The organism is Micromonospora sp. MP36 (assembly GCF_008119785.1).
GTDB lineage: Bacteria > Actinomycetota > Actinomycetes > Mycobacteriales > Micromonosporaceae > Micromonospora.
Map to the genome: position 1 here is coordinate 46,854 of NZ_VSFA01000030.1, position 18,514 is coordinate 65,367.

Annotated in this window: 17 protein-coding genes and 1 pseudogene; 11 read left to right on the forward strand and 7 right to left on the reverse strand. The window is 72.9% G+C overall.

The window, feature by feature from the left end; all coding sequences use genetic code 11:
* Nucleotides 1-161: 161 nt before the first annotated feature.
* Complete coding sequence (locus FXF52_RS20465) at nt 162-455, reverse strand: hypothetical protein (RefSeq protein WP_148798949.1); 294 nt, start codon at nt 453-455, stop codon at nt 162-164.
* Between the two features lie 48 nt (nt 456-503).
* A complete protein-coding gene (mca, locus tag FXF52_RS20470; protein WP_148798951.1) occupies nt 504-1,385 on the reverse strand; it encodes a mycothiol conjugate amidase Mca in 882 nt (293 codons plus the stop codon).
* Nucleotides 1,386-1,595: 210 nt separating this feature from the next.
* On the opposite strand from mca, the gene FXF52_RS20475 reads away from it, so the two are divergent.
* Complete coding sequence (locus FXF52_RS20475; RefSeq protein ID WP_148798953.1) at nt 1,596-2,030, forward strand: DUF4307 domain-containing protein; 435 nt, start codon at nt 1,596-1,598, stop codon at nt 2,028-2,030.
* Nucleotides 2,031-2,173: 143 nt separating this feature from the next.
* The gene (greA, locus tag FXF52_RS20480; RefSeq protein ID WP_148798955.1) at nt 2,174-2,674 is read left to right on the forward strand and encodes a transcription elongation factor GreA; all 501 of its coding nucleotides are present in this window, start codon (nt 2,174-2,176) and stop codon (nt 2,672-2,674) included.
* 135 nt (nt 2,675-2,809) lie between these two features.
* Here the strand turns inward: greA and ilvA are convergent, their stop codons facing one another.
* The 4 genes from ilvA to FXF52_RS20500 are packed head-to-tail and all read right to left on the reverse strand — an operon-like array spanning nt 2,810 to nt 7,561.
* On the reverse strand, nt 2,810-4,030 hold the full coding sequence (gene ilvA / locus FXF52_RS20485) for a threonine ammonia-lyase (protein WP_148798957.1): 1,221 nt from the start codon (nt 4,028-4,030) through the stop codon (nt 2,810-2,812).
* Nucleotides 4,031-4,088: 58 nt separating this feature from the next.
* Nucleotides 4,089-4,946 carry a DUF4328 domain-containing protein gene (locus FXF52_RS20490; RefSeq protein ID WP_255472155.1) on the reverse strand — a complete coding sequence of 286 codons (858 nt, stop codon included), beginning with the start codon at nt 4,944-4,946 and terminating at the stop codon, nt 4,089-4,091.
* Between the two features lie 43 nt (nt 4,947-4,989).
* On the reverse strand, nt 4,990-6,402 hold the full coding sequence (locus tag FXF52_RS20495; protein WP_148798959.1) for an amidase: 1,413 nt from the start codon (nt 6,400-6,402) through the stop codon (nt 4,990-4,992).
* A gap of 16 nt (nt 6,403-6,418) precedes the next feature.
* Nucleotides 6,419-7,561 carry a cystathionine gamma-synthase gene (locus FXF52_RS20500; protein WP_148798961.1) on the reverse strand — a complete coding sequence of 381 codons (1,143 nt, stop codon included), beginning with the start codon at nt 7,559-7,561 and terminating at the stop codon, nt 6,419-6,421.
* A gap of 86 nt (nt 7,562-7,647) precedes the next feature.
* Here FXF52_RS20500 and FXF52_RS20505 point away from each other — a divergent pair, with 86 nt between their 5' ends.
* The 5 genes and pseudogenes from FXF52_RS20505 (at nt 7,648) to FXF52_RS20525 (ending at nt 13,785) form a co-directional block, all read left to right on the forward strand.
* Nucleotides 7,648-8,061 carry an HIT family protein gene (locus FXF52_RS20505; protein WP_148798963.1) on the forward strand — a complete coding sequence of 138 codons (414 nt, stop codon included), beginning with the start codon at nt 7,648-7,650 and terminating at the stop codon, nt 8,059-8,061.
* Nucleotides 8,062-8,137: 76 nt separating this feature from the next.
* Nucleotides 8,138-8,800 (forward strand): peptide-methionine (S)-S-oxide reductase MsrA, encoded by a 663-nt coding sequence (gene msrA, locus FXF52_RS20510; protein WP_148798965.1) that lies wholly within the window; start codon nt 8,138-8,140, stop codon nt 8,798-8,800.
* A 203-nt stretch (nt 8,801-9,003) separates the two neighbouring features.
* A complete protein-coding gene (locus FXF52_RS20515) occupies nt 9,004-10,788 on the forward strand; it encodes an N-acetylglutaminylglutamine amidotransferase (RefSeq protein ID WP_148798967.1) in 1,785 nt (594 codons plus the stop codon).
* A 2-nt stretch (nt 10,789-10,790) separates the two neighbouring features.
* A complete protein-coding gene (gene ngg / locus FXF52_RS20520) occupies nt 10,791-12,614 on the forward strand; it encodes an N-acetylglutaminylglutamine synthetase (protein ID WP_148798970.1) in 1,824 nt (607 codons plus the stop codon).
* Nucleotides 12,581-13,785: pseudogene (locus FXF52_RS20525) on the forward strand (osmoprotectant NAGGN system M42 family peptidase). Before ngg ends, FXF52_RS20525 begins: the two are co-directional and overlap by 34 nt.
* Nucleotides 13,786-14,028: 243 nt before the next feature.
* Here FXF52_RS20525 and FXF52_RS20530 read toward each other — a convergent pair.
* Nucleotides 14,029-14,814 carry an SDR family oxidoreductase gene (locus FXF52_RS20530; RefSeq protein ID WP_148798972.1) on the reverse strand — a complete coding sequence of 262 codons (786 nt, stop codon included), beginning with the start codon at nt 14,812-14,814 and terminating at the stop codon, nt 14,029-14,031.
* A 104-nt stretch (nt 14,815-14,918) separates the two neighbouring features.
* On the opposite strand from FXF52_RS20530, the gene FXF52_RS20535 reads away from it, so the two are divergent.
* The 4 genes from FXF52_RS20535 (at nt 14,919) to FXF52_RS20550 (ending at nt 18,494) form a co-directional block, all read left to right on the forward strand.
* Entirely contained in the window at nt 14,919-15,644 is a 726-nt protein-coding gene (locus FXF52_RS20535) for a TetR/AcrR family transcriptional regulator C-terminal domain-containing protein (RefSeq protein WP_255472160.1), read from the forward strand.
* A gap of 363 nt (nt 15,645-16,007) precedes the next feature.
* The gene (locus FXF52_RS20540; RefSeq protein ID WP_148798976.1) at nt 16,008-16,937 is read left to right on the forward strand and encodes a ribonuclease Z; all 930 of its coding nucleotides are present in this window, start codon (nt 16,008-16,010) and stop codon (nt 16,935-16,937) included.
* Nucleotides 16,934-17,443, forward strand: a complete 510-nt coding sequence (locus FXF52_RS20545; protein ID WP_148798978.1) for a GNAT family N-acetyltransferase — start codon at nt 16,934-16,936, stop codon at nt 17,441-17,443. Before FXF52_RS20540 ends, FXF52_RS20545 begins: the two co-directional genes overlap by 4 nt.
* A gap of 100 nt (nt 17,444-17,543) precedes the next feature.
* On the forward strand, nt 17,544-18,494 hold the full coding sequence (locus FXF52_RS20550) for a S1C family serine protease (RefSeq protein ID WP_148798980.1): 951 nt from the start codon (nt 17,544-17,546) through the stop codon (nt 18,492-18,494).
* Nucleotides 18,495-18,514 lie beyond the last annotated feature (20 nt).

An 18,514-nucleotide genomic window follows, 5' to 3' on the forward strand; every position in this document is an offset into this window, starting at 1 on the left:
GGCGGTCCGAGGGCACGGTGGGCGGCCACGGCTGCCATGGACATCGGCGCCCCCCTTCCGCGCACGGCTGGGGCCTTTCGGTCCCCCCGGCGGAAGGCTAAGCCAAAGCCGGTGGTCGCAACAGGGGGCGACCACCGGCTTCGACGTGATTCACGTGCCGACTACCCGTTCCGGCGCTGCTGAGAGCCGTTGGGAGCATTCGTCGGTGATTCCTGCGAGGCCATCCCGTCTGTCGGATCGGCGACCGTCGCATCGGTCTGGTCCCGGTCGGCCGGACCGGCCTGCTGCGGGAAGCGGTCGGGCAGTCGACGCAGCCGGGCGTTCATGTTGCGGATCAGCAGGATGGTGACGATGGCCAGCAGCACGATGAGGAAGAGGCCCATCGGACCGGCCAGGCCACCCGTGCGGGTGTCACCGAAGTTGTTCTCCGCGAGCACCTGGGCGGTGGTCAACATGGCGTTCCTCCGATGTGCGGTTGCTGACCAGGGTAGCCCGCGGGGAGATCAGTGGGCATCGCACGTCTCGCGGACCCCGGCGAAGAGGTCGGACTCGGGCAGCGGGCTGTCGACCAGGGAGCGGGCGAGCTGGAAGTCCTCGGTCGGCCAGGCACGCCGCTGGAGCTCCATCGGCACGTGGAACCAGAAGCCGTCGGGATCGATCTGGGTGGCGTGGGCGCGCAGGGCGTCGTCGCGCACCGGGAAGTATTCCGCGCACTCCACCCGGGTGGTGATCCGCGGCCCCTTGTCCGGGCGATCCTCCCAGCGCTTGAGCCAGTCCTCGTACGGCGACTCGAGCCCGGCGGCGAGCATCGCCTCGTGCAGGGCCATGATCTTGCCGCGGGAGAAGCCGATGTCGTAGTAGAGCTTCAGCGGCTGCCACGGCTCGCCGAGGTCCGGGTGGCGATCCGGGTCGCCGGCCGCCTCGAACGCGGCGACGGTCACCTTGTGGGTCATGATGTGGTCGGGGTGCGGGTAGCCGCCCTCCTCGTCGTACGTGGTGACGACGTGCGGACGGAACTGGCGCATCAGCCGCACCAGCGGCGCGGCGGCCACCTCGACGTCCTGGAGGGCGAAGCAGCCCTCCGGCAGCGGCGGCAGCGGGTCGCCCTCGGGCAGCCCGGAGTCGACGAAGCCCAGCCAGGCCTGCTCGACGCCGAGAATCGCCCGGGCCGCGTCCATCTCGGCGCGGCGGATCTCGCCGATGTTGGCCCAGACGTCCGGCCGGTCCATCTTGGGGTTGAGCACGCTGCCGCGCTCGCCGCCGGTGCAGGTCACGACCAGGACATCCACCCCCTCGGCGACGTATTTCGCCATGGTCGCGGCGCCCTTGCTCGACTCATCGTCGGGATGGGCGTGCACGGCCATCAGACGCAGTTGCTCTGCCACCTTCGGTGCTCCTCGTCTGTGCCGACCGGCCGGACCCGTCGGGGTCGACCGGCTGACCTGCCGGAATCTCCCCCCGTGCCCGCGGAAACCCGTACCGGCCGGTCGGCGGCCCCGCCGACCTGCCATCCTTGGTTGAGTGCCCGGGCTGGGAAGATGGACTCTGCCATTCTTGCCGATGCCCACGACAACAACGCCAGGAGATACCCGCCGGTGAGCGAGACGCACGCCACAATCGCACCGGGTACGCCGGTCTTCCCGCCCGGCCGCTACGGCCGTCGCCGGGAGCCGGGGCGCCGCCGTCCGCTCCTGCTGGCCCTGTCCGCGGCCGTCCTGCTGGCGGTGCTCGGGCTGGCCGCCACCAAGCTCTACGCCCAGTACGGCGACCCCGACTACCGGGCCCAGATGATCACGTACACCGGAATCACCGACTCGCGGGTGGTCGTCGACTTCCGGGTCACCGTGCCCCCGGGCGGCTCGGCGACCTGCGTGCTGCGAGCCCGCGCGCACGACGGCGCCGAGGTGGGTCGCGTCGAGGCCACCGTGGCCGCCCGTCCCGGTGAGCGACACGTCACCACCCGGCACGAGGTGCCCACCACCGCCCGCCCGTTCATCGGCGAGGTCCTGCGCTGCCGGCCGGCCGGCTGAGCCGCCCGCTCCCACCTGCTCGAACCCCTACGGCGGGTCCCGTCACCGGCACCCGTCGTGATCGTCGACACCCGGATCGGTCCGGCACTGGTAACTTGATAGTTCACCTGTCAGCCAGTCCGCACCAACCGAGGAGAACGCCTGTGTCCACCAATGGCAACGAGGCGCCCGCCACCTGGCTGTCCCAGGACGCTTTCGACCGCCTGCAGGCCGAGCTCGATGAGCTGATCGCCAACCGGCCGGTCATCGCCGCCGAAATCAACGCCCGGCGGGAGGAGGGCGACCTGCGGGAGAACGGGGGCTACCACGCCGCCCGCGAAGAGCAGGGCAAGGCGGAGGGCCGCATCCTCTATCTGAAGGAGCTGCTCCGCACCGCCAAGGTCGGCGAGGCGCCGACGGCCGACGCCGTGTCGCCCGGCATGGTCGTGACGATCTACTTCGACGACGACGCCGACGACACCGAGACCTTCCTGCTCGGCTCCCGGGAGATCGCCTCCACGACCGACCTGACCGTCTACAGCCCCGAGTCCGCGCTCGGCAAGGCGATCCTGGGCGGTAAGGCGGGCCAGACCTGCACCTACACGGCGCCGAGCGGCGCCGACATCAAGGTGACTGTCGTCAAGTTCGAGCCGTTCTCCGGCTAAGAGCCAACCGGACCCGCGCCGGACGGCTCGGGTCCGACCCGACCGAGGCTGACAGGCTCCTCGGACCCGAGCCACCTTCGACCGCCCCGGCCCACCGGCCGGGGCGGTCGCGTCTTCTCAGCCCCCGGACCGAGATCACGACTCGCCGGCGAACACCACCTGGTAGCCGCTGGCCCGCAGGGCGCTGATCAGCGTGTCCGAGTGCTCCACGCCGCGGGTCTCCACCGACAGCGCCACCTCCACCTCGCCGAGGCGCAGGTGCGGGTTGGCCCGCTGGTGTTCCACGTCGACCACGTTGGCCCGGTGCTCGGCGATCTCGTGCAGCAGCGAGGCGAGCTGACCCGGCCGGTCCGTGCAACGGACGGTCACGCGCAGATAGCGGCCGGCCGCCGCCAGGCCGTGCTCGATCACCCGGAGCATGAGCAGCGGGTCGATGTTGCCGCCGGAGAGCACCGCCACCACCGGTGCCTCCACCTGGACCACCCCGGCCAGCAGCGCGGCCACGCCGACCGCGCCGGCCGGCTCCACCACCTGCTTGCCGCGTTCCAGCAGCATCAGCAGGGCCCGGGAGATGTCCTCCTCGGAGACCGTGACGACGTCGTCGACCAGCTTGCGGACGTGGGTGAAGGTCAGCTCGCCGGGACGGCCGACGGCGATGCCGTCGGCGATCGTCGAGAACGACGACAGGCGGACCGGCTCACCGGCCTTGAGCGAGGGCGGGAAGGCGGCGGCGGTGGCCGCCTGGACCCCGATCACCCGTACGTCGGGACGCAGCGCCTTGGCCACCACCGCGATGCCGGAGATCAGACCGCCACCACCCACCCCAGTGACGATGGTCTTCACGTCCGGGCACTGTTCGAGGATCTCCAGCGCCACCGTGCCCTGGCCGGCGATGACGTCCGGGTGGTCGAACGGGTGGATGAACACGGCCCCGGTCCGCTCGGCGAAGGTCTGCGCCGCCACCAGCGACTCGTCCACCGTGTTGCCGACCAACTCGACCGTGGCGCCGTACCCCTTGGTGGCCGCCACCTTGGGCAGCGGCGCGTTCACCGGCATGAAGACGGTGGCGTGGGTGCCGACCAGGCCGGCGGCGAGCGCCACCCCCTGCGCGTGGTTGCCGGCGCTCGCCGCGACCACGCCGCGTTCCCGCTCCTCCGCCGACAGCCGCGAGATCCGCACGTACGCCCCGCGCACCTTGTACGACCCGGCGCGTTGCACGTTCTCGCACTTCAGCCATGCCGGCCCGCCGAGCGCGGCGCTGAGCGGCCGGGAGGGCTCCAGCGGGGTGGTGCGGGTGACGCCGGCGAGCAGTTCCCGCGCGGCCCGTACGTCGGCGAGACCGACCAGTTCCGTCATGCCCCGATCGTGCCACCCGCCCCCGGCGGAACCTGCGGCGACGCCACCGTCGGATCGGTCACCCCTGCGGCGGCGGCCCGGTGACCGGCTGCGCCGGATAGGCGTAGCCCTGCGGCGCGCCGGGCGCCGGCCAGCCGGGGTGGGCGGGCCAGGCCGGCCGGCCGAGGGCGATCCGCTGTTCCTGGGCGGTGGAGATCCGCCGGATCAGCACGATCAGCGACCCCGCGGCGACCAGGCAGGCGACCAGCGGGATCAGGTGCCACCCCAGCGCCTCCCGGTAGTAGTCGGCGTACCACTTGAACTCGGTGTCGAACATGGGCTGCTCGGGCAGCCGGCCGTACGCCTGGTCGTCGCGCCGGCTGACCAGGCGCTCCCCGAAGCTGAAGGCCAGCCACGCCACCCACCAGACGAAGACCAGCCCGGGGGTGAACCGCTTCCAGAGGCTGTCCCGGGCGAGGTTGGCGACCACCCGGGCGGGCACCACGAAGTTGGCGAACGGCACCAGCCAGCCGGCGATCGCCCAGCCGGCGCCGAGGTGGGGCAGCGCACCCGGGAAGGCGTCCAGGTTCTTCCGGGCCCGCCAGGTCCAGACGATCACCAGCACGGCGGCGGTCAGGTAGGCCAGCAGGAACGGCAGCGAGAGCACCACCTCGATCAGCACCGCGCCGAGCAGCACGTCCGGGTCCTGGCTCTCCCTCGCGCGCCCGGCCAGGGCGGCACCGACCAGCGGAAAGAGCGCCACCACCAGGTAGAGCAGCGCGGTCGCACCGACCGCGATCGAGGCGGCCAGGCCGACGCCCCGCACCGAGTAGGTCGGCACGCCCGGGGTTACGGCGGGCTGGCCGTGTGGGGTGTGGCAGTTCTGGCACTCGTTGTCGCTGGGAGACGTCTCGTCCCCGCAGGTGTGGCAGCGCATGGATGACCGTCCAGGGGTGCGTGGGTGCGCACACGCTAAACGATCAAGCGTGGGCCGGCGACCCCGTGCCGATCCGGGGGTAGTCGGGGGCGTGTCGCTGCCACGGCGCCTGCATCTCGAACTGGCCGGCGACGCCGAGCAGCAGCAGCTCCGAGCCGGGCGGGCCGATGAACTGCACGGCGACGGGCAGGCCGTCCGGGCGGCGGCCGACCGGCACCACGATCGCCGGCAGCCCGGCGATGTTCCACGGCGCGGCGTACGGGGCGTACCGGATGTTGGCCTTCATGTTGGCCAGCCAGGACCGGCCGGACCAGCCCCCGGCCTCCGGCGGCGGGCCGGCCAGCGCCGGGGTGAGCAGCAGGTCGACCGAGTGGTCGGCGAAGAAGTTCACCGAACGCTCGCGCCAGGCGATCCGGTCCGCCGCGCGGACGTATCCCCGACGCTGCGCCCATTCGCCGAGCGCGACATGCCGGCGGCTGCGCCGCTGGAGTCCGCTGCGCTGGAGCCCGGCGGCCTGCGCGTCGGCGGCGGCCGCGGCGAACCAGGTGGCGAGTCCCTTGAGGCCGAGCGAGGTCGGGTAGACCGGCTCGGCGGGGACGGTGTCGTGCCCGGCGGCGGCCAGCAGCCGGCCGGCGGCGGCCACCGCGTCCCGGTTGGGCGCGTCCGGCGAGACGCCGCGGACCGGCGAGCGCAGCGAGACGCCCACCCGCAGCCGCTGCGGCGGCACCAGCTTGTCGGGGCGGCGGCCGGCCAGCACCGAGAAGCCGACCACCGCATCGGCGACCGTGCCGGTCAGCACGCCGTGCTCGGCGAGGCCGAACCAGTCGTCCGCGCCGAGCTGGTAGGGGATCACGCCCCGGCCGGGCTTGAGCCCGACCAGGCCGCAGCACGCGGCCGGGATGCGGATCGAGCCGAGGCCGTCGTTGCCGTGCGCCATCGGCACCAGGCCGGCGGCGACCGCGGCGGCGGCGCCGCCGGACGAGCCGCCCGGGGTACGCCGCAAATCCCACGGGTTCCGGGTCACCGCGGTCTCGTCGTCGGTGACTGCCCAGAGGCCGAGCTCCGGCATCCGGGTCACCCCGAGGATCACCGCGCCCGCGCCGCGCAACCGCCGGACCACCTCGTGGTCGGCCTCCGCCACCGGGGTACGCACGGCGGCGGAGCCGTTCCAGGTGGGCAGGCCGGCCACCGGGGTGTTCTCCTTGACCGCGACCGGCACCCCGGCCAGCGGGAGGTTGGCCAGGTCCTCCTGCTCGTCGACCTTCTCCGCCTCGGTGATCGCCTCCCCGCCGCGTACCGTGCGGAACGCGGCGAGGTCGGCGTCGGCGCGGGCGATGTGGTCGAGGTGGTCGGCCACGACCTGGGTGGCGGAGACGTCACCCCGGCGTACGCCGCGGGCGATCTGCTTGGCGGTCGCCCCCACCCAGGTCGTCGGCATGATCTCCGGCACGGCCATCCTCCCCAGCCAGCGGTCAGCCCAGTGCCTGCTCCAGATCGGCGAGCAGGTCGTCGACCGTCTCGATGCCGACAGACAGTCGCACGAGATCGCCGGGAACTTCAAGCGGCGAGCCGGCAGCGCTCGCGTGTGTCATCCGTCCCGGGTGTTCGATCAGGGACTCGACGCCGCCGAGCGACTCGGCGAGCACGAAGAGCTTGGCCCGGTTGCAGATCTCCACGGCGTGCTCCTCGCCGCCCGCGGCGCGGAAGGAGATCATGCCGCCGAACCGGCGCATCTGCTTGGCGGCCACCTCGTGCCCGGGGTGCGCGGGCAGGCCGGGGTAGATGACCTGGCCGACCTTGGCGTGACCGTCCAGGTAGGCCGCGATCCGCTCGGCGTTGTCGCAGTGCCGGTCCATGCGTACGCCGAGGGTCTTGATGCCGCGCAGGGTGAGCCAGGCGTCGAACGGCCCGTTGACCGCGCCCATCGCGTTCTGGTGGTAGCGCAACTCGTCGCCGAGCCCGCTGTCGGCGACGACCAGCGCGCCACCGACCACGTCGGAGTGTCCGCCGATGTACTTGGTGGTGGAGTGGACCACCACGTCGGCTCCGTGCGCGATCGGCTGCTGGAGGTACGGCGACGCGAAGGTGTTGTCGACCACCAGCAGCGCGTCGGCGTCGTGCGCGACAGCGGCCAGGGTGGCGATGTCGGCGATGCCGAGCAACGGATTGGTGGGCGTCTCCACCCAGATGATCTTCGTGGCGCCGGGGCGGATCGCGGCCCGAACGGCGTCCGGGTCGGAGACCTTCGCCGGGGTGTACGTCAGCCCCCAGCGCTCGGCGACCCGGGCGAAGAGCCGGTAGGTGCCGCCGTACGCGTCGTCCGGGATCACCACGTGGTCGCCCGGCTTGCAGACCGTGCGCAGCAGGGTGTCCTCGGCGGCCAGGCCGCTGGCGAAGGCGAGCCCCACCGGCCCGCCCTCCAGCGCGGCCAGGCACTCCTGGAGCGCGTCGCGGGTGGGGTTGCCGGATCGGCTGTATTCGTAGCCCTGCCGGGGCGCGCCGACGGCGTCCTGGGCGTAGGTGCTGGTCTGGTAGATCGGCGGGATCACCGCGCCGGTGCGGGCCTCCGGGTCCTGACCGGCGTGGATGGCGAGCGTCTCGAAGCCGTGACTCATTCCCGAGACGTTAGTCCGCCCACCCGTCCCATCGGATGGAACCCGGGCGCGAGTCGGCCGTCCGCCGGAGCGCCTACCCTGGCCGGGTGAGCGGGTGCGTGTTCTGCGGGATCGTGGCGGGCGAGGTGCCCGCGTTCACCGTCGCCGACGAGCCGGACGGGGTGGCGTTCCTGGACACCCGGCCGGTCTTCAAGGGGCACGTGCTGGTGGTGCCGCGCACCCACCTGGTCACCCTCGACACGCTGCCGACCGAGGCGATCCCGGGCTACTTCCGGCTGGTGCAGCGGCTCATCGTGGCGGTGGAGACCGGGCTGGGGTCCGGTGGGACGTTCGTGGCGGTCAACAACAAGGTGTCCCAGTCCGTCCCGCACCTGCACACCCACGTGGTGCCCCGGACGAAGGGCGACGGGTTGCGCGGCTTCTTCTGGCCGCGGACCCGCTACACCGACGACACGGAGGCCCAGGAGTACGCCGACCGGATCGCCGCCGCCCTGGCCTGACCGCGGGACGGGCGGGTAAGGAAGCGGGGCCCGGCGGTGTTGCACAGGCTGGGAAAGCCAAGAGAGGAGTCCCACCGTGTTCCTTCGCCGCATGAAGGCCGAGATGATCTCTCCCGACCAGGCCCTGCCGGGCCGCGCCATCGCGATGCCGATCTCCGACCGGCACGAGGTGCTGCCGTCCTCGCTCAAGGGCCCGTTCCCCGAGGGCGCGCAGGTCGCCGTGTTCGGGATGGGTTGCTTCTGGGGTGCCGAGCGGCTGTTCTGGACCCTCCCGGGCGTGATCACCACTTCGGCCGGCTACGCGGGTGGCTACACCCCGAACCCGACCTACGAGGAGGTCTGCTCGGGGATGACCGGGCACGCCGAGGTGGTCCAGGTGGTCTACAACCCCAGCCGGATCAGCTACGAGGACCTGCTGAAGGTCTTCTGGGAGAACCACGACCCGACCCAGGGCATGCGCCAGGGCAACGACGTCGGGACCCAGTACCGTTCGGCGATCTACGCCACCACGGACGAGCAGCTCGCCACGGCGCAGGCGTCCCGGGACGCGTTCGCGCCGATCGTGGCGCGGGCCGGCAAGGGCGAGATCACCACGGAGATCGCCCGGCTCGGTGACTACTACTTCGCCGAGGACTACCACCAGCAGTACCTGGCCCCGACCAAGAACCCGGGCGGGTACTGCAACCACGGCCCGAACGGGCTCAGCTGCCCGGTGGGCGTGGCCCGTACCGCCGGTTGATCGACCGGGTGTCCGTTTCCGGGCCTGCGGTGTTTGTCACACCGTGGGCCCGGCTCACTCCGGTCAGCCGACCGGGCCCGGCGCGAAATACGGGCACGGCCTGCGCCCCACCGAGGAGCGGCCGCGCATCTTAGCAAAGACCAGACTCCCCGGACATCAGCTCAACAGGCGAGCTGGGCCGACCTCTGGCAGCATTGCCCGGCATGTGCGGACTGGCTGGGGAGTTCCGTCATGACGGTTCACGCGCCGATGTCGCGGCGGTGGAGCGGATGGCGGCCACCATGAGTGACCGAGGACCGGACGACAACGGGATCTGGTCGCAGGGCCCGATCGCCCTGGGGCACCGTCGCCTGAAGATCATCGACCTGTCCGCCGCGAGCGGCCAGCCCCTGGTCGACGCCGCCGCCGGCCTCACCGGCGTCTTCAACGGCTGCATCTACAACTACCGCGAGCTGCGGGCGGAGTTGCAGGCCAGGGGGCACCGCTTCTTCTCCTCCGGCGACAGCGAGGTCGTGGTCAAGGCGTACGCCGAGTGGGGGCTCGAATTCGTCGACCATCTGGTCGGCATGTTCGCGGTGGCGATCAGCGAGCGGGACAGCGGGCGGCTGGTGCTGGCCCGGGACCGCCTCGGCATCAAGCCGCTCTATCTGGCCGAGGCCCCGGGTGTGGTCCGCTTCGCCAGCACCCTGCCGGCGCTGCTGGCCGGCGGTGGCGTGGACACCTCGATCGACCCGGTGGCGCTGGCCCACTACCTGAGCTTCCACAGCATCGTGCCGCCGCCGCGGACCATCCTCCGCGGCGTCACCAAGCTGCCCCCGGCCACCGTCCGGGTGTACGAGCCGGACGGCTCCCGCCACGAGCGGGTCTACTGGGATCCGTCCTTCACCCGGGCCGCCGAGCGGGCCGGTTGGTCGGCGCGGGACTGGCAGGACGCGCTGCTGGAGTCGCTGACCACCGCGGTACGCCGGCGGATGGTGGCCGACGTGCCGGTGGGCGTGCTGCTCTCCGGCGGGCTGGATTCCAGCCTCGTGGTCGCGCTCCTCGCGGGCGAGGGACAGTCTGGCCTGGCCACCTTCTCGATCGGCTTCGACGCGGTCGGCGGCCGGCCGGGTGACGAGTTCGTCTACTCCGACCTGGTCGCCAGGACCTTCGACACCGGCCACCACCAGATCAGGGTGCCCACCGGCGACCTGGTGCCGCCGCTGGAGGCCGCCGTCGCGGCGATGAGCGAACCCATGGTCAGCCACGACTGCGTGGCGTTCTGGCTGCTCAGCCAGGAGGTGGCCCGGCACGTCAAGGTGGTCCAGTCCGGCCAGGGCGCGGACGAGATCCTGGGCGGCTACCACTGGTATCCGCCGCTCGCCGGGGTCGACCGCGAGCGGGCGCTCGAGACGTACGCGAAGGCCTTCTTCGACCGCGACGCGGCCGGCCTGGCCCGGGTGCTCACCCCGGCGTGGCTGGTCGGCGGCGACCCGGCGCGGGAGTTCGTCGCCGCGCACCTGGCCCGGCCCGGCGCGCAGACCGCGATCGACGCCGGCCTGCGGATCGACACCCAGGTCATGCTGACCGACGACCCGGTGAAGCGGGTGGACAACATGACCATGGCGCACGGGCTGGAGGCCCGGGTGCCGTTCCTCGACCACGAGTTCGTGGCGCTGGCCGCGAGCTGCCCGCCGGAGCTGAAGCTGGCCCAGGGCGGCAAGGGCGTGCTCAAGGAGATCGGCCGGCGGCTCCTCCCCCACGAGGTCATCGACCGCCCGAAGGGCTACTTCCCGGTGCCGGGCCTCACCCATCTCGAGGGCAAGCTCCTCGACCGGGTACGCGACGCCCTCACCGCGCCCGAGGCCCGGCGCCGCGACCTGTTCCGCGCGGAGTACGTCGACGCACTGCTCGCCGACCCGAACGCCGAACTGACCCCGTTGAACGGAAACAAGCTGTGGCAACTCGGACTCCTGGAAATGTGGCTCCAGAGCCACGGAATCGACTGACCGTGACCGACACCCTCGCCACCGGCACGGCCCGTACCGACCGGGAACGGATGCTGGGTCGCCGCCGGGAACGCGTCGGACCGGGCGGCGACCCGGTCGCCCCCGGCACCCCCGAGCCGCGCGACGAGACCAGCTCGAACGGGGTGGTGCTGGACTGCGGCTGGGGCCGGCTGGTCTTCGGGCAGACCTTCGGCGAGCAGGTCGACGTCGCCGACGTGCTGCGTTCCGAGGCGGTCGGCGCCCGGGACATCTGCATCTACCTGCGCGACCCGCACGTGCTGGTCTCCCGGCTGCCGGACGAGTTGTTCATCGACCCGTCGCTGACCTACCGGCTGCCGCTCGGCGAACGCCGGCCGGCCGCCGCCGCGAGCGGCGCGGTCTCCGGCCTGACCATCCGGCCGCTGCGAGACGCCGACGACGCGGACGCGGTGAACCGGATCTACGCCCGCAACGGCATGGTCACCGCCCCGGTCGAGGTGCTGGTCGCCAACGCCGCCAGCGACCGGTTCCTGCACCTGGTCGCCGAGGCGGCCACCGGCGAGGTGGTCGGCACCATCACCGGCGTGGACCACGTCGCGGTCTTCGCCGACCCCGAGCGGGGCGCCAGCCTCTGGTGCCTGACCGTGGACTTCAACACCGCGCCGCCCGGCACCGGTCAGTCCCTGCTCACCGCGCTCGCCGACCGGCTCGACGAGCGGGGCCGGGCGTTCGTGGACCTGTCAGTGCTGGCCGAGAACTCGGGGGCGATCCGGCTCTACGAGCGGCTGGGCTTCCACCGCACCGGGACGCTCTGTGTGAAGCGGAAGAACCCGATCAACGAGCGGCTCTTCCTGCCCGCCACCCCGGAGGGGTACGACGAACTCAACCCGTACGCGAAGATCGTGGCCGACGAGGCGATGCGGCGTGGCATCCGGGTGGAGGTCACCGACCCGCGCTGGGGTGAGCTGAGGCTGACCAGCGGCGGCCGGACCGTACACACCCGGGAGTCGCTGTCCGAGCTGACCTCGGCGGTGGCGATGAGCCGCTGCGACGACAAGCGGGTGACGCGGCGGATCCTTACCCAGGCGGGGCTCTCCGTGCCGCGTGGCTGCACCGCCACCGGCGACGCCGACGACCTGGCCTTCCTGACGGACGTCGGCCCGGTGGTGGTCAAGCCGGCCCGTGGCGAGCAGGGCAACGGCATCACCGTCGGGGTGCGTATGCCCGAGGCGCTCGCCGCGGCGGTCGCGCTGGCCCGGCGGTTCTGCCCGGACGTGCTGATCGAGGAGCTCCGCGAGGGCGAGGACCTGCGGGTGGTCGTCATCGACCACGACGTGGTGGCCGCGGCCGTACGCCGGCCCGCCCAGATCACCGGGGACGGGCTGCACGACGTCACCGAACTGATCGAGCGGCAGAGCCGGCGGCGGGCCGCCGCCACCGGCGGCGAATCCCGCATCCCGGTCGACGACATGACCCGGGAGGTGGTGGCCGAGGCGGGCTACCGGATGCACGACGTGCTCCCCGAGGGGCGGGTGCTCACCGTACGCCGGACCGCCAACCTGCACACCGGCGGCACCATCCACGACGTCACCGCCGAGCTGCACCCGGCGATCGCCGAGGCGTGCGTGGCGGCCAGTCGGGCGCTGGACATCCCGGTGACCGGGCTGGACCTGCTGGTGCCCGCCCCCGACCGGCCGGAGCACGTGTTCATCGAGGCGAACGAACGGCCCGGCCTGGCCAACCACGAGCCGCAGCCCACCGCCGAACGCTTCGTGGACCTGCTCTTCCCCGGCACCCGGGCGCCGCAGCGGCTCTGGTCGCCGTCCGGCACGGGAGGCGCCCCGTGAGCCCGGCGCCGCTGCCGCTCGACCTCGACTACCTGCGCCAGGTGCTGGTGGAGCTGTTGGAGATTCCCAGCCCGGCGGGACGTACCGACCACATCCAGCAGTACGTGGGCGAACGGCTCGCCGCGCTCGGCATCGGCTCCACGCTGACCCGGCGCGGGGCGCTCAGCGCCAGCCTCCCCGGCCCCGGGCGACCGGCGCCGACCGGGCGATCGTGGTGCACACCGACACCATCGGCGGCATGGTGAAGCGGCTCAAGTGCAACGGCCGGCTGGAGCTGAAGCCGATCGGGACGCACAGCGCCCGGTTCGCCGAGGGCGCCCAGGTCCGGATCTTCACCGACGACCTGGACCGGGTGATCACCGGCCAGGTGCTGCCGCTGAAGGCCAGCGGGCATCGCTACAACGAGGCGGTCGACCTGCAGGGCGTCGGCTGGGAGCTGGTCGAGGTACGGGTGGACGAGCCGGTCGCCGACGCCGCCGGTCTGCGGGCGCTCGGCATCGATGCGGGCGACTTCGTCGCGCTCCTGGCCAACCCGGCGATCACCCCGAGCGGCTACGTCAAGTCCCGCCACCTGGACGACAAGGCCGGCGTGGCCGCCGTGCTGACCGCGTTCAAGGCGCTGGTCGACGCGGGCGTCACCCCGGCGGTGACCGCGCACCTGCTGGTCACCGTCACCGAGGAGCTCGGGCACGGGGCCAGCCACGGCCTCGACCCGGACGTGGCGGAGATCGTCTCGGTGGACGCGGCGGTGGTCGCCCCGGGGCAGCAGTCCCGGGAGGACGCGGCCACCCTGGCCATGGGCGACGGGGTCGGTCCGTTCGACTACCACCTCACCCGCAACCTGGCGTCGATCGCCCGGGAGCACGGCGTCGACCTGGTCCGGGACGTGTTCGACTACTACCGGTCGGATGTGGCGGCCGCAGTCGAGGCGGGCGCGCACGCCCGGGTGGCGCTGCTCGGCTTCGGCGTGGACGCCACCCACGGGCACGAGCGCACCCACCTCGACGGGCTGCGCCACCTGGCCCAGCTGCTCTGCCTCTACCTGCAGAGCCCGCTGGTCTTCCCCGAGTGGGACGCCGAGCCGGCGGGCGAGCTGGCCGACTTCCCGTCGCTGGCCGTCCAGCCGGCCTCCGCCGAGGGTCCCCGCGAGGGCCCGATCGGCCTGGACTGAGCGGGCTCCGGGCTCCGGGCTCCGGGCTCCGGGCTCCGGGCTCCGGGCTCCGGGCTCCGGGACGAGGATGGCTCGGATGGCTACGAACTTGATGACGTGAACGACTCACCCGCCGTCACGCCGGTCGGCCCTGCCACGACGCACCGATCCGGCCTGGCGAGAGATGCGCGGATTGCCGCACGGGTGGCCGAGGTGGTGGCGGTGGTCGAGACCCGGACCGTCACCACCGCCCCGATCGGATTCTCAGCCGAGGCGCTTGGGCCCGAGGTAGCTGCCGCCGGTGGCGTCGATGAGGTTGGCGGTGAGCCAGGCGCTGTCCTCGCCGGCGAGGAAGGCGACCACGTTGGCGATGTCGGCGGGAGTGCCCACACGTTCGATGGCCTGGGAAGCGGCGACTGCGGCCTGGGCCTCGGGGCGGTCGAGGAAGAACGCCGTCTTGTCGGTACGCGTCGGCCCGGGGGCGACGGTGTTGACGGTGATGCCGCGCGAACCGAGCTGGTTGGCCACGTTGCGGGTCAGCGTCTCGATCGCGGCCTTGGTCATCGCGTAGGCCAGCTCACCGGGCAGGGCGATCCGGGTGACGCCGGATCCGATGTTGATGATCCGCCCGCCGTCGCCCATCAGCGGCAACGCCTTCTGGATGAGGAAGAACGGCGCTCGCACGTTGACGGCGAACAGTCGGTCGAACGCCTGCGGCGTCTCGGTGTCGATGCCGCCGGCGGAGTCGTTGACACCGGCGTTGTTGACCAGGATGTCCAACCGGGCCTGCCCGGTCCGCTCCCGCAGTTCCGCCTCCAGTGCCCTGATCACGGTGTCGGCGTCGCCGTCGACGCCCAACTCGGCCTTGATCAGGAAGGCCCGCCCACCGGCCGCCTCGATCGCCGCCACGGTCTCCTTGGCGGCGGCGTCGTTGCTGGCGTAGTGCACGGCGACCAGCGCGCCGTCGGCGGCGAGCCGCTGGCAGATGCCCCGGCCGATGCCCCGCGACCCACCGGTGACCAGTGCCGTCCTGCCCGTCAGTGCTGCCATGCCCCAACCTCTAACTGTTTATCTGATAAGCAGTTCTGTTTATGTTATACACAGTGGTGGGCTCAGGCGTCAATCCCGATGCGGACGGCCCACGAGGAGGACCGGTGAAGGCCGAGGCGAGTGCCATGGACCTGCTCTGGGGGGACGGCGGGCGACGCAGCCGCGGGCCTCGGCCGGCGCTCAGCCCGGCGCAGATCGCCGACGCCGCGATCGACATCGCCGACACCGAGGGGCTGGCGGCGGTCACCATGAAGCGGGTGGCCGACCGGTTCGGCTTCACCGCGATGTCGCTCTACCGGCACGTGCCCGGCCGCGGGGAACTGGTCGCCCTCATGATCGACACAGCGATGGGGCAGGCCCCGCCCGTCGACACCTCAGCCGGCTGGCGCGCCGCGCTGCAGGGCTGGGCGCACGATCTCCACACCGTTTTCCGGCGCCATCCCTGGCTCGCCGAGGCGACCACGCAGGTACGTGCCGTCGGCCCTCGCGAGCTGAGCTGGTTGGAGCGAGCGGTGGCCGCGCTGGCCGGCACCGGACTGGGCGGCCCGGAACGGGTCGACGCCGCCCTCGTGGTCATCGGACATGTCCGTAGCCAGGTGCAGGCCGAGACCGGCATCGCCGCCGACGGCGGGGTCCCGCTGGCCACCGGGCTGAACCAGATGCTGCGGAGCCACGCCGCCGACTACCCGGCGCTGGTCGAAGCGGCCGACGGTGGAGCCTTCGCTCCGAGTGACAACGACGGATTCCAGTTCGGCCTGCGGTGCATCCTCGACGGCATCGCCGGGATCATCGCCGCCCGCCCTGATCCACCTACGTCATCAAGTTCGTAGCGACCCGAACGCGATCCCCCGTCGGCAGGCGCTGGGCGTCATCCCGGGATTCCCGCCGGGGCTGTGATCGAAATCCGTTGCCGGGGTCGCCGGGAAGTGGATAGCGTGGCGGTACACGGGAAAGGAGGTGGTCCAGACTTGTATAGCAATCGGACTCGTGAGGTGGCTGTCCGCTAGCCGCTGTCCTCGACAGTAAATCCCGTCCGCCGCGAGGCGGGCACAGGCACCATCGTCGAGACCGTGTGGCAGCGGTGCGGCGAATCCACGACAGCCACCCGACCCCCGGGGTGCCGGCCCAGTCCAGCCGGCCCGTGCGCGAGCGCGGAAGCCCCGGGGGTCGCTTCATGCTCCAGGGGGTTTCCGGTGTCCATGCGTGAGCTGGTGGTGCTCGGTACGGCCAGCCAGGCCCCCACCCGACACCGCAACCACAACGGCTACCTGCTGCGCTGGGACGACGAGGTGCTCCTCTTCGACCCCGGCGAGGGCACCCAGCGGCAGATGCTGCACACCGGGATCTCCGCCACCGATCTCACCCGGATCTGCGTCACCCACTTCCACGGCGATCACTGCCTGGGCCTGCCCGGCGTGATCCAGCGGCTCTCCCTGGACCGGGTACCGCACCCGGTGGCCGTCACCTTCCCGGCCGGCGGCGCCGAGTATTTCGCCCGCCTGCGCCACGCCTCGAGCTTCTACGAGGCCGCCGAGCTGACCGTGCAGCCGGTCCACACCGACGGGCAGCGGATCAGCGTGGGCGCCGGCACGCTGGAGGCCCGCCGGCTGCGGCACCCGATCGAGACGTACGGCTACCGGCTCGTCGAGCCGGACGGCTGCCGGATGCTGCCGGAGAAGCTGGCCGCGTACGGCATCGCCGGCCCGGCGGTCGGCGAGCTGCTGCGCGTCGGCCACCTGGACCTGGACGGACGCCGCGTCACCCGGGATGAGGTGAGCGTGACCCGCCCGGGCCAGCGGTTCGCCTTCGTGATGGACACCGGCCTCTGCGACGGGGTGTGGGCCCTGGCCGAGCACGCCGACCTGCTGGTCATCGAGTCGACGTTCCTGGAGTCGGAGGCCGCGCTCGCCGCCGAGGTCGGCCACCTGACCGCGGCGCAGGCCGCGCGGGTGGCGGCCGAGTCCGGGGTACGCACCCTCGTGCTCACCCACTTCTCCCAGCGGTACGCCGATCCGCGCCGGTTCGCCGACGAGGCCTGCGCGCACTTCACCGGCGAGCTGGTGATCGCCGAGGACCTGATGACCGTGCCGGTGCCGCCCCGGCGGGTAGCGTCGACCCGGTGACCGTCTCCCTGCGCCCCGCCACCGAGGCCGACCTGATGGCGGTCGGTGCCCTGCACCAGCGCTCCCGGGTGGCGGCGTACGGATCGTTCCTGCCGGCCGAGGCGCTGGCCGAGCCGACGCCCGAGGCGATGGGCCGCTACTGGGTCGAACGCTGGCGGTGGGAGCGGACTGACCACCGGATGACCGTCGCCGAGCGTGACGGCCGGCTCGTTGGCTTCAGCTACCTGGGCCCGGACGACGCGGGCGACCCCGCCACCGGCCTGCTCAACGCGATCCACCTCGAGCCGGACGAGCGGGGCCGGGGCACCGGGCGGGCGCTGATGGTCGACGCGCTGGCCGCGATGCGGGCGCGGGGCTGGACCCGGGCGGCGCTCTGGGTGCTGGAGCGGAACGCGCACGCCCGCCGGTTCTACGAGCGCGGCGGCTGGACCGCCACGGGCGAGCGGCGCGAGGAGCGGATCGGCCCCGCCCGAGTCCCCCAGCTCCGCTACGCCCGGCCGCGGTAAGGAAGGGCACCTTAACGCCTTCGGCGGAGGGGCGGCCTGACCGCCGTTCGCTGTGAGCGGATCGGGGCATGGGCGCCGGCGGCGGCGCGTTGGCACCGGCATGGACATCGAGCACACCGAGCGGGCGGAGGACGCCGCGCTCGACGCGTACTCCCGGGTGGTGACCGGCGTGGCCGCGCGGGTGCTGCCCAGTGTGGCCGCCCTGTCGGTGCGGACCGCGCGCGGCGCGGGCGCCGGCTCGGCCGTGGTGATCGGCCCGGACGGACTGCTGCTGACCAGCGCGCACGTGGTGCAGGGCGCCCGGGACGGCGCGGCCGCCTTCGGCGACGGCGTCGAGACCCGGTTCCGGGTGGTCGGCGCGGACCCGCTGTCGGACCTGGCGGTGCTCCGCGCGGAGGAGACGACCGTGCCGCCGGTGGAGCTGGGCGACGCGGACGGCCTGCGGATCGGGCAGCTCGTGGTCGCGGTCGGCAACCCGCTGGGGCTGGCCGGCTCGGTCACCGCCGGGGTGGTCTCCGGGCTGGGCCGGTCGCTGCCGGCCCGGGACGGGCGGGTCACCCGGCTGATCGAGGACGTCATCCAGACCGACGCGGCGCTGAACCCGGGCAACTCCGGCGGGGCGCTGGCCGACTCGGCCGGCCGGGTGGTCGGGGTGAACACGGCGGTCGCCGGGTACGGCCTCGGCCTCGCCGTACCGGTGAACGCCACCACCCGGCAGATCGTCGCCGACCTGACTAGCGACGGCCGGGTACGCCGGGCCTGGCTGGGGGTTGCCGGCGTGCCGGTGCCGCTGCCGCCGGAGGTCGTCGCCCGGACCGGGCAGCGGCGCGGGCTGCGGGTGGTGGAGGTGGTGCCGGGCAGCCCGGCCGGGTTGGCCGGGATCTACCTGGGTGACGTGATCCTCGCCGCCGGCGGCCGGCCCGTACAGGACGGCCAGGGCCTTCAACGGCTGATGCTCGGCCCGGCCATCGGCACCCGGCTGCCGGTCACCGTGCTGCGCCGGGGCGCCCTGGTCGACGTGGTGGCCGTGCCCACCGAGCTGGACCGCTGACGCGACGAGGGCCGCTCCCC

Excerpts from the sequence above, each read along its gene's own strand:
- FXF52_RS20465 (WP_148798949.1), bottom strand. The coding sequence starts at position 455 with ATGTTGACCACCGCCCAGGTGCTCGCGGAGAACAACTTCGGTGACACC.
- ilvA (WP_148798957.1), bottom strand. The coding sequence starts at position 4,030 with ATGACGGAACTGGTCGGTCTCGCCGACGTACGGGCCGCGCGGGAACTG.
- FXF52_RS20490 (WP_255472155.1), bottom strand. The coding sequence starts at position 4,946 with ATGCGCTGCCACACCTGCGGGGACGAGACGTCTCCCAGCGACAACGAG.
- FXF52_RS20495 (WP_148798959.1), bottom strand. The coding sequence starts at position 6,402 with ATGGCCGTGCCGGAGATCATGCCGACGACCTGGGTGGGGGCGACCGCC.
- FXF52_RS20500 (WP_148798961.1), bottom strand. The coding sequence starts at position 7,561 with ATGAGTCACGGCTTCGAGACGCTCGCCATCCACGCCGGTCAGGACCCG.
- FXF52_RS20515 (WP_148798967.1), top strand. The coding sequence starts at position 9,004 with ATGTGCGGACTGGCTGGGGAGTTCCGTCATGACGGTTCACGCGCCGAT.
- FXF52_RS20530 (WP_148798972.1), bottom strand. The coding sequence starts at position 14,814 with ATGGCAGCACTGACGGGCAGGACGGCACTGGTCACCGGTGGGTCGCGG.
- FXF52_RS20550 (WP_148798980.1), top strand. The coding sequence starts at position 17,544 with ATGGACATCGAGCACACCGAGCGGGCGGAGGACGCCGCGCTCGACGCG.